This window comes from Microbacterium sp. EST19A (genome assembly GCF_019969685.1).
Classification (GTDB): Bacteria; Actinomycetota; Actinomycetes; order Actinomycetales; family Microbacteriaceae; genus Microbacterium.
This window is the reverse complement of record NZ_JAHXYZ010000006.1, coordinates 65,003-77,345: the sequence shown is the minus strand read 5'-3', so window position 1 is coordinate 77,345 and position 12,343 is coordinate 65,003. Positions and strand designations below refer to the sequence as shown.

Here is a 12,343-nt window from a genome sequence, read left to right as displayed (position 1 = left end):
ACAGATCGTCCGAAAATCCGACGAGGTTCCCCGCAGATCGAAGCTAGTTGGCTATCGCAGCGTCTGGTGCCCAGAGGTGGCGGGTGATGCCTTGATCTTCCTCGGTTGCGCGTTCGCCGAGTTCAATGGTGATGAGCTCGTCGCCCTCGTAGGCAGGGCTGAGCTCGAGAGCTAAGTACTCAAACAGTTCGCGTTCGTGGACGGCGATTATGACTTGCCGGTCGTTCTGCTTCGAAAGGAGGCGGATGAGTCCAGCGAACTGCGCCACATGTACTTCGTCCATTGCTTGGACGGGGTCATCGAAGACAAGGCACGGGACGATCGGTTCGACGGCGAGGTGGAGCGCGAGGAACAGGGACAGTGCTGCGGTGTTCAGATTGCCCGCAGACAGCATCATTTGGGGCGGGCCGCTGGCTTCTCCGTTGCGGTGGGTGGTCTCCAACTTGATGTCGAACGTCTTCTTAGTTGCGCTGGGAATTCCGAAGCTTGGGATGAACCCTTCGTTCGGGGCGAGCCTAGTGAATACGGTCTTCCAGACCTCGTTGAGGGATTCCGTGAAGACACGGTGGACGATGTTGGTGCGTGCCTGTGTTGCGGCTTCGTGGACCTCCTTCCCTACCCCTTGGCGGCGCTTCGCTTCAGCGACACGGTCGTCCCATTGCTTCTTGTGTTCGGCGATATCGGCGAGGCGTTGGACAGCTGCGGATTCGTCGTCGAGCGCGGCCGAAAGGCGAGCCGCTTCGACGTCTGTTTTCCGGTACTGATTGGCCTTGTCTGTGAGGCGGGCAACTTGAGCTTCGGCGCTTTCGAGCAGTTCTGCCGACACTGTCTGGAACGAATCGAACGTCGGAACCGCGGCGACCTCCAGAAGGCCCGCGTATCTGGCGAGCTCGCCGCCGATGTGCCCCTCTTCTGAAGTAGCGGCGTCAAGATCGTCGAGTGACTGCTGAAGGTCACGCACGAGCCGGAAGAGGTCCGTCCCGGCGGACTTGGTAGCTTCGATTCCTCCGACTTGGGCGGCGAGTTCAATGAGGGCTGCGTGACGCTCCTCGACGGCCTGCCGCTGGTCGGCAGAAAGGAGCCGGGCTATGAGTTGGGTGTGCTCAGTTTCCACACGAGTGACCCGTGCCGCAAGTTCGTCGCGCTCGTTCCGCAGGTCGACAAGTTGCTGTCCGTGACTGGTGAGCTCGGCCAGTTTTGTATCGATGTGAGCTAGGAGGCTGTGACGACCTGTTTCATTGAAGTCACGGTCGCAGACCGGGCACCTGTTGCTATCGTCGACGACGCTGCGGACTGCGGCTAAGCCCTCGACGAGGGCACTTGAATGCTCATGAGCATCAGCGAGTCGAGTCTGAAGCACATCCAACGCAGCTTGGTCGGCCTCCAGTTGCGTGCCAACCGATTCGACCTGCGCGCGAACGTCGGAGGCATCGCTGAGCTCCTGGAGGGCCAAGTTCGTAGCGTACTCGACGGCGATACGCGGTTCCCTGCGCAGGTCGACACCAGCAGCCTGGGCTGCCGCTTCCCACACCCGGACTTTCGCCCCGCCCTCGGCCTCCCACGCCTCCTTGTCGGCGGTCGCAGCCGCCAGCGCAAGGCGGGTCTCCTCGATTCGTTGCGTGGTCGGACGTTCGACCAGTGCTGAGATACGACCGCCCAAGGCGATGAGCTCCTGATGGAGCGTTACAGCAGCGGCAGACTCGACACGGGTGGTGTCGCCGTCGAGTGTCGACCGGACGAACGCAAGAAGGTCCACATCTGAATCGCCGTCAGTCATTTCGCGATCGAGTCCAGCGACGGCCTCGCGGGTCGCGGCCCGCGCGTTGGTGACCTGCGTCCGGATTTCGGCTCGCAGAGCAGTCTGTTCTTTGAGCTGCGTGGCTGCTGTCTTCGCTTCGCGGTCGGCTTCGTCGACGCCGTCCGCGAGTTTCTTGAAGAGCCTGAAGTCATTTGCATCGCTGAGCCCAGTGCGAAGAGCGTCCAGTTTCTCAAGGCCAAGGAGCTCGTTGACGAACTTCTCGAGCGCTGTCTGTCCGTTGCCTTCGCGGGCTTGGTATAGGTCGAGGAGACGACCCAGCGATGTCTGGTCCAGGTAGCACCGTTCAGCGTAGAACTTCGCGGCGGCGGCGTTGAAGGCGGGGGTGCCTTCCAATCGCGCACCGTTCACGGTCAGCGGGGTGCCGGGCGTTCCCGGCTGTAGGTACTCGGCGACGTCGGCTCGAACCGTTGCGTAGGACTGGCCGAGGAACGGGAGGTGTGCGCGGTATCGATCGGACTGTCGCTCCATGCTTCGAATGCCGCCGGTCAGGGCGAGTTCTAGCGCGGACAGGACACTGGTCTTTCCTGTTCCGTTTGGGCCGTGGATGAGTACGACGGGTGCATCGAAAGGCAGTTCACGAGTGCCTTCTATGCGCCGGAAATCGGAGACCATCAGGCGCCGGATGGGAACTTCACTCATCACTATCCCCCACCTCGTCGGTCCAGCCCGCGCCTTCATTCGCATAGCGGCGCAAAGTTTCGCGCACTGCGTCCGGTCCGTCGGTAGCAGCCCTGATGAGCGCGATGTGGTCAGATGTCGCCTTAAGGGGACCGAGCACGGCCATCACTTCGTTGACTGGGTCGCTTCCGTGAACGAGATCGGTATTCGGCAGTTTCAGTGGCAGGAGGACGGCAACGGCTTCCTCAATTTCCGCGATATCGGGTATAGGGGACGCGATGGGAAGGATGCGGGCGTATCGCTCTAACTCAATTCGATCAGAGGCGGCGACTCCGCCGAGAAGCACGAGACTCACAGGTCGGCGCGACGCCGCCAGGTCAAGGGAACGGGCTAAGCCCGCGACGAGACGTTGCAGGCGCCGACGGGGAACTTGGTCAGTCGCAACCAGAACTAAGTCATGGGACGTGTCCGTTCCGCGGGCCGCGGCCTCGAAGTCGAACTCTGTGCCGACAACCGTAAGTGGCTGGGGAAGTCGTTCGAAACCAGCGCTTTCCAGCACAGCGAGGACATTTTGAACGCTTGTCATCAGAACCCGCCTGCAAGTTGGAACGCCTCATATAAGTCGTCCGCAGACGCTGTGTCGGCGATGCTGGATGCGACGCTGAACCGCCCGGCGCTGGCTCTGCCATCACGACCGAAGCGAGATCTCGGCGACCGGGTCTGGGCTGGGGGCTCTTCGTCAGCGATCACGATCAGTACATCCTCATCGCTGTCATCGAATGAACCCTGCAACTCAAGCTGTGTCAACGCGTTGGAGTCCTTCACGAAGAACACTCGGGCGTTACGCTCGCTCGTGACTAGACGAACTACCCCATCACCGCCGGCCCTGCTATCGCCCGGCACCGCGGACCACTGCCCCGAGGTAAGTCCGCGACCAATCAAAGCCAGAGCGACGCCGAGCCGTCCGAATTGCTTCGAAGGGAAATCTGCGTTGAGAGCCGCTTGGGCGGCAGGACGATCGGACAACGGTTCATAGCGACCGCTACCGGGTACGGGCATTCGACCCGTGCGAAAGATGCTCAGCGCCAAGTTGGCTACGTCGATAAGTCGGGCAGTGAACTCTCGCTGAAACCCAATAATTTCCAAATGTTCGAGCACTTCTGGGCTGTCCGGGTCAGCATGACGGGCTGCCAAGTCGCGGAGGCCGAGGAGGTCCGTCCGCAGTTGCATGACCGCTGCCGAACCCCAGATACTCCCAATCTCGTCTCCAATCAGGAAGCTCAGCTTCTCGGTGAGCGACGACAAGACCAAAGCCAGCAACGTTGGTTTGCCATAGGCACCCAAAAGGGCGGATTGTGCGATCGCGCCAGCATTCCCCTGGTGATTCGAGCCATATGTAATCTTCAGAAGGTTCCGATGATACGACTCCAGGTGCTCTTCGCTGAGGACGACTGTCGGCGGTGACGCTGGCCACGGCCAAGCCAAGTCCTGGATGGCTCCCGCGAACACCGTATGGAGGTTCGCGTCCTGCGCCGACAGGCCAAGCATCAACGTCAACCGGTCTGTGTAGAGCATCTCAAGGTGCTTGCGCATCGATCGATTCTCAGGCTGCTCAGTCCACTGTGAAATCTGTGATTCACGTGCGACGAGCAAATCCCGGTATTCGGACTCATCATCTCGGGCACGCACCGCGCAGCCGTGGAACTTGATGACCTCCATATGTGGCCCGACGATGCGGAAGTCATCCGGCTTTACGGCGACCCGGACCAGCGACCCAAACGCCGGAGTCAATTCATCCAGTGCCTTCTCAAGGAGCCCATCCCAGTTCGCGGTAACCGCTGATGCGACCAGTCCCTCCAACATGAGGATCGCGATGCAATAGTGCTCGACATCGGGCTCAAGGTCCGGCGAGCCGTAGGTATTCGGGACATCGAGACCGGTCCAGACGAGGTAGTCGTCGGGGTTACCGTCGCCCACCAGTACATCAAGAACACGCGAGTAGTTCGTCACCAGCGAGGGAATGATGCGGTCCCGCAGCGGCCATTCCCCGACTGCGATCGAGAAATCGATACCTTCCAGCTCTTCGCGCCTCAGACCGGCGAGTTGCAGCACCTCGGTGAGCGCGGCCTGGTACTCACCATCCGTGTCGCCGTTGACGGTGTTCGACCGGAGGTGCTCTACGACACGCTCGAGGAGTGCATCAACATTTGGCACCCTGTCACGCGAGATACCCGAACCAAGCCACAGCACGTACTGACCTTCGTTGAAGGCCGCGGTGAAGGCTGAAAAGGTCGAGCCGAACTTTTCCAGAACAGCCGGAACTGTTCGTACAGGTTCAGCTGTCATCCCGTCCCCCAAGTACGATCGGTCCCCGCAGCTCGCGCAAGCTGCGGAGGCGTTTGGGGCATTGCCAGTCCTTCCACCCAGGGTGCAGCGGCATCGATCGCAGCCTCCTCTTTGAACTGACTTTTCTACACTTTACCGGGCGGCTCGAGGACACGCCCGCGCCGTCCCTGCCACTTCAACTGTCCACCGGGACTGGTGAGCACGCACGAGCGTTTTAGAGATCGACCTGAAGCGCGGCAAGCTTCTTCCGCGCTCCGGCAGCCACCTTCTCCGCCTTCTTTAGTTCACGCTCCGCTTCCGAGATCTTGTCATCGCGCCTCCGGTTCGCTTCCGCCGTCTGCGCTGCAGTTTCGACAACCTTCTCCGATTCCACGACGCCGCGAGTGAGCCCGCACTCCGGGCACCACTGCGTCGAGAAGCCCGGCTCCCGGTTGGTGTGGTGGACGCTCTGCTCCACCACGTGCCCACATGTCAGGGAACGGGCCCAGATATCCATTTCTCCCTCCCGCCGCTCGGAGACCGTGGCAAAGATACGTTGGATTCCCTCGGCCTGCTCGCGCGACATCGGGATCGGTGGGCAGCAGTAGCCACAATGCGTCGCTCGCGAAACTGCAATGCTCCAGCGGTGCGCATCGCAGTTCGGATGCATCTCGCGGTAGCGCTTCTGGTCCGCGTCGTAGATGACGCGCTGTTCGTCCGTGAGATACATCGTCCCGGGCCAACTGCCGAGGTTGTCGATGACCGGCAATCCGCAGCCTCGGCATGCCTCCCCCGCGGCCGCCTGCTCGCGAGTGAGATACATCCCCTTGTCGCACCATTCCTGTCGCCTCGCTTCGTCGCGATGCGCTCGTGCCTCTTCCTTGAGTGCGCTGGTCATGCGACGCTTCTGCGCTCGTTCAGCCTTCTGTTCCTCGGTGAGCGGCATACCATTCCTTCAGTCGCAATGTCGGAGGCCTGACGGAGAATGCCAACATGCCTCAGCTCTATACAAAGAATGGCCGTCCGTTGCAACGACACGGTAACCGGCTGTTTGCCGGATCGGGAATCTATCTAGGAACGATCCAGGGCCGCTACGTCTTCGACACCGCCGGCCAGTACGCGGCAACGATCGACGGCGACCGCGTGGTGCACCGATCCATTGACTCGGCCCGCATCTCGATTCCAACGATCTCCGGACCCCGAGTGGGGCTTGCGATGGTGAACGCACTTCCTGCTGCGATATTGGGCGAGGAGCCTTCGTTTCCGAACTGAACGCTTCGACACGCCTTACCTGAGTTGATGTGGTGATTCTTTCACTCCGTCGTTAGAGTGGGACTCACCACCGGCCGCGAGAGAGGAACCGTCATGGCGATTCACACCCCCAAGACCCGCGAGGATCTCGCGCGCCATCTGTCCCCAATGCGTCTCCAGGCGAACGTGTTCGAGCGTGCTGTCGCGGTGGGTGCGGCGGAGAGTCGCACTTACTCGAAGGGTGCGCCGAAGTCGGCGCCCAACATGACGCGCTGGTACCGCACCGTCGAGGTTATTCATGAGCAACTCATGCTGCTGCAGCTCGACTGGAAGCGCTCGGACCCGCAGAACCTGCCTTACTTCTCTCAGACTGACCTCAACCTCGGGCTGATCACCAGTAGCGGCGACGAGTTCACGGGCATCGACTGGGGCACACCGAGTACCAAGAACCCAAAGGGCTCGGCCTTCGCGCGCCGCGTGGACGAGAACGGCCAGATGGCCATGTTCGGCCACCCGACCGACGACGGCGGAGAAATCGACGTCAAGTACCTCTGGATTCTGCTCTACAACGAGCGTGACGGCATGGTCTTCCTGGAGCTGTCCCGTCCGACCTCGATGGCTGGCAAGCAAATCGACAGTTGGTCGGAACGGATCGTCTTCCCGCCGTTCGACCTGGCGCTCGGTGCGTTCGCGTTCGAGGAAGACAGCGAAGAAGACGAGGGCTTCGGCTTCACCGTCGCACGGCGCTAAGGCACCGGTATCCCCGCGATGAGCACTTCCTTCATTCCCGCACGCCTTGAGATGGCGCGCGCCATCCGTCGGATGACCGCGACCGCGCTCGCCACTGAAGCGGGCACGACCGCGCCCTGGGTATCTCAGGCCGAGAACACCAAGAAGACGCCGAGTCCGGAGCTTGTCCGTGAATTCGCGCGCGTCCTCAATTTCCCGGTCGACTTCTTCTATCGCCCGGTCAAGGCGCTCCCCCCGTCGGATGCTTTTCACTTCCGGGCAACATCGCGACTCGCAAAGAAGGACGAAGCGACAGCACGAAGCTTGTCAACGCTGGCGATCGAACTATCGGACTGGATCGAAGCGACATATCGGGCACCAGCTCCCGAGGTTCCAGAGCTCCAAGACCTCCTCGACTCCGACGACGAGCTTCCTCCCGAGCAAGCTGCCGAGGCATTGCGCGGCGCATGGGGGCTTGGCGTGGCGCCGATCAAGAACCTTCTGCAGCTTCTCGAATCCAAGGGCGCGAAGGTCTACTCGGCCGGCGGGCCGCTGCAAGCCATCGACGCTTTTTCGTTCCGGCACGGGGCGACGCCGGTGATCTTCCTGAACGTGCACAAATCTGCCGAACGGCTACGTTTCGACCTCGCACACGAACTCGGGCACCTCGTCATGCATGGCGGGTCGTTGCACGTTGGACCAGGAAAGGAGAAAGAGCAGGCAGCGAACGACTTTGCCAGTTCCTTCTTGATGCCGCGCGCCGACGTCCTTGGCGCGATCCGCGGCAACTTGATGCTCGAGGACATCCTGATGCTCAAGAGGCGTTGGCGTGTAAGTGCGATGGCGCTCAATCTGCGTGCGCATCGGCTAGGCGTCATCTCTGACTGGACCTACAGCACACTGGCGAAGCAGCTCTCAATGGCTGGCTTCCGACGAAGCGAGCCCGGCTCCGACCTGCTCGCCGAAAGCTCCAGCCTACTGACGCAGGTCATGAACGATATGCGTGGCCAAGGCGCGGGATTCATCGAGATCGCTCGAGCGCTCGACGTGCGCGCACAGGACGTCCAGGATCTCATGCTCGGGCTTGTGACGTTCTCCCTCGAAGGGGATGCACAAGCTCGGTCACGCAGCCAAGCGAACCTACGGGCGGTCTGACCTATGAACGGTGGCAACTCGAATAAGCAGTCCGGGCTATCACAGGCCGGACGACTCGTTTTGACCTGGCCAATTTTGGAGGACCGTTCGAATGGCTCGGATTAAGACGTGGGTGACCACCACCCGGGAGAACGTTGGTTCTCACCAGGTTGTGCGGATGGTGCCAGCCGACGAGGTCGCGGTCGATGCTGGGGTGAAATGGGCCGCTGCCGCCGTGCCTCGTCACTATGTGTCTGCGGATGAGATCGCGGCAGTGTTACGCGAGCTCGGCAAGCCGGAGGCGGCGGAGGTTCTCAGCGGAAAGCTGCCGGTCAGCAAGCGGACCCGGTCGGGCGAACTCGGAGAGGTCCTCGCCACCCAGTATGTGGCGCGCGAACTCGGATACCGCATGATCGCACGCCTGCGGTGGAAGGACAGCCGCGAGATGCCCATGCGCGGCGACGATCTCCTCGGCGTTCGCATCGTGGACGACGACAAGCTCGAGTTCCTCAAGGGCGAGGCGAAAAGTCGCGCGAGCCTCTCGACCTCGACGCTGGACGAGGCGGAAACAGCCTTGCTGAGTGAGCACGGCCTGCCGACACCTCACGCGCTGATGTTCGTCGCCGCGCGTCTCCGCGAAATGGGTGAGACGAAGCTGCACGTCAAGATCCTCGCCGCTCAGCTTCGCGGACGTATCCGATCCGGCGATGTACTGCACCTGCTGTTCACGTTGTCTGGCAACAACCCTCTCGGGTTGCTCCGCAATCACACCAAGGCCTATAAAGGCAAAATCCGGCGACTCGGTGTGGGACTGCAGATCCCAGAGCACCAGTCGTTCATCCGTCGAGTCTTCGAGAAGGTGATCCGCGATGCCCGCACGCGTTGAGGATCTCGAAAGCGCGATCGGTCGAGCAACGACATCAGGATTTCGCGGCCGGCTTCTTGCGCGCGGAGAGGCACGCGCAATGATATGGCGCGAAGGTGTACTCCCAGAGGACGCTCCCCCATTTGACGTTTTACTGAGCCATGACCTCCTCTCCTACGGGTATGCGCTTCTGGAGCACGGACTGGAGCTGAGCGATCTAAGGGGATCTGCCGAGGCATCTCGACGGGCATTCGAGAACGCGGCGACAGCGATCGAATCAGTCATCGCCCGAGGCGAGGTGACACCAGAATCGGGCTTTCACAGGGTGGTGGCCGCAGCTAGCTTTCATCTCGCTCGATTCTGAGCGCGGGCCTATTCGCTTCTGACGGCGACGCGCAACGATCGGAACATCTCCCCCACCGAGAGATGCCTGGTGCTACTCATGCTCCGGGACCTGGATGGCCTGACGATGCTCGTCTCCGAAAGCCGCGCGGACGGGCGGGCCGCGGACGCGAGCCTCGCCGAGGAGTTGCGTTCTACACTTACCCCGGGTGATGGCAACGACGACCTCGACGACGGGGCCGATGTCCTGGATGTCGTCGATGCCGCATTGACGGATGCGTTCATGGGTGCGATCAGCGTGGCCATGCTGGCGTTCGAACGTGGCGAGCCGACTCTCCTCACTGACGCCGTTGCACGACTCGAGGTGGGTATGCGCGGCGCGGCAGCCTTGAGTATGGTGCCGCAGTGGTGGTGCCATCGGCTGGCGATTCACCTGCTGCGGGGCCTCTGGGATGCCAGCTTCCATGTGGTACTGCCGAAGGGTCCGGAAGGCGGGGACGCTGGCGACTGGGATCGCCTACGTGCCGCATTCATCGCCTCGCTCTTCCGCCGACGACGCTCCGAGATCGACCTCTGGCCCTCCCAATTGGAAGCCGCGTCACAAGTGCTCAGTACGCAAGACAACCTCGTGCTCTCCCTGCCCACGAGCGCAGGCAAGACTCGCATCGCAGAACTGTGCATCCTCGCGACCCTGGCCGAAGGAAAAAGAGTGGTGTTTGTCACCCCGCTCCGCGCGCTCTCCGCGCAGACCGAGACCGCTCTCGAACGCACCTTCGTCCCGCTCGGCAAGACCATCTCATCTTTGTACGGCACCATCGGGGTCAGCGATGTCGACGAGAGCATCCTCCAGGACCGCGACATCGTGGTCTCGACTCCCGAGAAGCTCGACTTCGCCTTGCGCAACGATCCGGATCTACTCGATGACGTCGGACTGATCGTGCTCGACGAGGGACACATGATCGGAGCAAACGAGCGGGAAGTGCGATACGAAGTCCAGATTCAGCGGCTCCTTCGCCGCCCCGACGCGAAGACTCGGCGCATCATCTGTCTCTCAGCGATCCTGCCCGAGGGTGATGAGGTCAAGGATTTCGTTGATTGGCTCACAGACGACGAACCCAATGGGCTGATCAGCAGTGACTGGCGTCCCACCGTTCTCCGATACGGAGAAGTCGTCTGGCGCGACAACAACGCAAGGCTCAACATCACTGTCGGTGGTGAAGAACCGTATGTCCCCCGGTTCCTCACCGCGGAGACAGTCCCGAGCAAGCAACGCAAGCTCCCATTCCCGAAAGACGCTCAAGAGCTCACGCTGGCCACCGCCTGGCGCCTCGTCGATGACGGCCAGACCGTCCTGGTGTTCTGCCCACTGAAGAGCTCGGTCAACGCATTGGCCAAACTGATCGTCAAGCTGGCCCGGCAAGGTGCACTCCGCAGCGTCTTTGACGGCGACCCGACCGTCCTGAACACCGCCCTCAGCATCGGCCAAGAATGGTTCGGGGCCGACCATCCTCTCCTAGCCTGCCTACGCATGGGCGTCGCCATCCATCACGGATCTCTGCCCGGGCCCTACAGGAAAGAAGTCGAGAAGCTCCTCCAACAGGGAGCGCTGAAAATTACCGTCTCGTCCCCCACGCTGGCGCAGGGATTGAACCTGTCGGCGAGTTCGCTGGTGGTCCATAGTCTGTGGCGAAACCGGACGATCATCGACGCCGCCGAGTTCCGCAACATCGTGGGCCGAGCTGGACGAGCGTTCGTCGATTCGTCCGGACTCGTGGTGCATCCGATGTTCGAGCCCACCCGTCGAACACGACAGAACTGGGAGCGGCTGGTCGAAGATTCGCAGCTGCGGGATATGCAGAGCGGACTCGTCCGACTCCTCACCACCATGCTCCAGAGGATGTCCGACAGTCTCGGTGAAGTCGACTGGGACGACTTCACCGAGTACGTCACCGGGCTTGCCGACTGGTCTTTCCCGGCGATTGCCACCGAAGACGAAGAAACCACGAGCGACGCCATGAAGTTCTGGCCGGGCCAACTCGCGAGCCTGGATTGCGCGATCCTCGGACTGCTCAGCGACTCCTCTGTCACGGAGCAGGATCTCGGCGCCGCGCTCGATGCAGTTCTCGCTTCATCGCTGTGGGCACGGACAATTGCTCGCTACCAGAAACCGGTGCGCGACGCCCTGCGGACAGGTCTCGTGGCCCGAGCTGGAGTTATCTGGCGGAGCACGACACCGGATCAGCGGCGCGGCTATTACCTGGCCGGCGTTGGACTCGCGACCGGCCGGGCACTCGATTCGAAGGCAGAGCAACTCAACCGTCACCTGCAAATCGCCGAAGCGGCCATCCAGCTCGGCATGAACGACGAAGCGATCAACGCCGTAGTCCATTTCGCCAAGATCGTGTTCGAGATCTTCCCCTTCACGCCCAAGTCTCAACCCGACAATTGGGAAGAGATCCTGGTCGGGTGGCTGCGAGGGCGTCCAGTCGCGGAAATCGCGGCTGACGACAGCCTCGAAACGGCTGAGTTCATCGAAGATACCCTGGCGTACCGGCTCCCGTGGGCACTCGAAGCCGTCCGTGTCCGAGCCGCAGCGCACCCCAACCTCGATGCATTTCCTTGGGATCTATCCAATCCGGAGACCGGACTGAGCGTCGCTGCTGTGGAAGCCGGCACCCTCAACAGGGCCGCGTCGACGCTGATGCGAGCAGGCTTCGCCTCTAGGTCGGGAGCGCTCGTCGCGGTGGAGTCAACCGAAGCCGCATTCACGACCCCAGCCGGGCTACACGAGTGGATGATCTCCGAGGCAGTACAAATCGCAACGGGAGACGCGTCCTGGCCTACACCGACCACCCGCGATCTCTGGATGAGCTTCGCCACCCGCACTGTCGCCCTCCGTCAGCGAACGTGGATCCATAAAGTGCACGAGACTTCGGTGAGTTGGATGCCCGGCTATCAGCCCACCCCCGGCGAGCCGTACCGAGCAATCTCCCACTCCGACGAAACAACCGTGCTCGAGGCAGCAGATGCTCGGCCAGTCGGAGTGCTGTCTACGCGCCTGAACCTGCGCCGTCAGGGGCTGCTGAAAGTCACCGCGATCGGGGCAGGAGACGCCGTCGAGCTCGACTATCTCGGCCCGTCCGACCTTTTTGCCTAAACGCGGGCGCACTCCGCATGCAGACCTGTGGCCGATTCTCGGCGACAGGTTTCGGACTTCTCCCTGCCCCTGTTCGCTGTGCTGACACCTCGGTTCGTGCGGG

At 61.8% G+C, this 12,343-nt stretch carries 9 protein-coding genes; 5 read left to right on the top strand and 4 right to left on the bottom strand.

From position 1 onward, the window contains the following. Positions 1 to 43: 43 nt before the first annotated feature. The 4 genes from LC452_RS21550 to LC452_RS21535 form a co-directional block, all read right to left on the bottom strand. The gene (locus tag LC452_RS21550; RefSeq protein ID WP_223628962.1) at positions 44 to 2,458 is read right to left on the bottom strand and encodes an AAA family ATPase; all 2,415 of its coding nucleotides are present in this window, start codon (positions 2,456 to 2,458) and stop codon (positions 44 to 46) included. After that, the gene (locus LC452_RS21545) at positions 2,451 to 3,023 is read right to left on the bottom strand and encodes a hypothetical protein (RefSeq protein WP_223628960.1); all 573 of its coding nucleotides are present in this window, start codon (positions 3,021 to 3,023) and stop codon (positions 2,451 to 2,453) included. The genes LC452_RS21550 and LC452_RS21545 overlap by 8 nt, the downstream gene beginning before the upstream one ends. Beyond that, entirely contained in the window at positions 3,023 to 4,783 is a 1,761-nt protein-coding gene (locus tag LC452_RS21540; protein WP_223628958.1) for an SIR2 family protein, read from the bottom strand. The genes LC452_RS21545 and LC452_RS21540 overlap by 1 nt, the downstream gene beginning before the upstream one ends. 214 nt (positions 4,784 to 4,997) lie before the next feature. After that, complete coding sequence (locus LC452_RS21535; RefSeq protein ID WP_223628957.1) at positions 4,998 to 5,708, bottom strand: hypothetical protein; 711 nt, start codon at positions 5,706 to 5,708, stop codon at positions 4,998 to 5,000. A 47-nt stretch (positions 5,709 to 5,755) separates the two neighbouring features. Here LC452_RS21535 and LC452_RS21530 point away from each other — a divergent pair, with 47 nt between their 5' ends. From LC452_RS21530 to LC452_RS21510, 5 genes are all read left to right on the top strand, one after another. Continuing rightward, a complete protein-coding gene (locus tag LC452_RS21530) occupies positions 5,756 to 6,034 on the top strand; it encodes a hypothetical protein (protein WP_223628955.1) in 279 nt (92 codons plus the stop codon). Between the two features lie 93 nt (positions 6,035 to 6,127). Further along, on the top strand, positions 6,128 to 6,763 hold the full coding sequence (locus tag LC452_RS21525) for a hypothetical protein (protein WP_223628953.1): 636 nt from the start codon (positions 6,128 to 6,130) through the stop codon (positions 6,761 to 6,763). An 18-nt stretch (positions 6,764 to 6,781) separates the two neighbouring features. Further along, positions 6,782 to 7,897, top strand: coding sequence for an ImmA/IrrE family metallo-endopeptidase (locus LC452_RS21520; protein WP_223628952.1), 1,116 nt, complete (start codon positions 6,782 to 6,784; stop codon positions 7,895 to 7,897). 112 nt (positions 7,898 to 8,009) lie between these two features. Beyond that, positions 8,010 to 8,762 (top strand): Hachiman antiphage defense system protein HamA, encoded by a 753-nt coding sequence (locus tag LC452_RS21515; RefSeq protein ID WP_223628950.1) that lies wholly within the window; start codon positions 8,010 to 8,012, stop codon positions 8,760 to 8,762. Between the two features lie 421 nt (positions 8,763 to 9,183). Beyond that, a complete protein-coding gene (locus LC452_RS21510) occupies positions 9,184 to 12,240 on the top strand; it encodes a DEAD/DEAH box helicase (RefSeq protein ID WP_223628948.1) in 3,057 nt (1,018 codons plus the stop codon). Positions 12,241 to 12,343 lie beyond the last annotated feature (103 nt).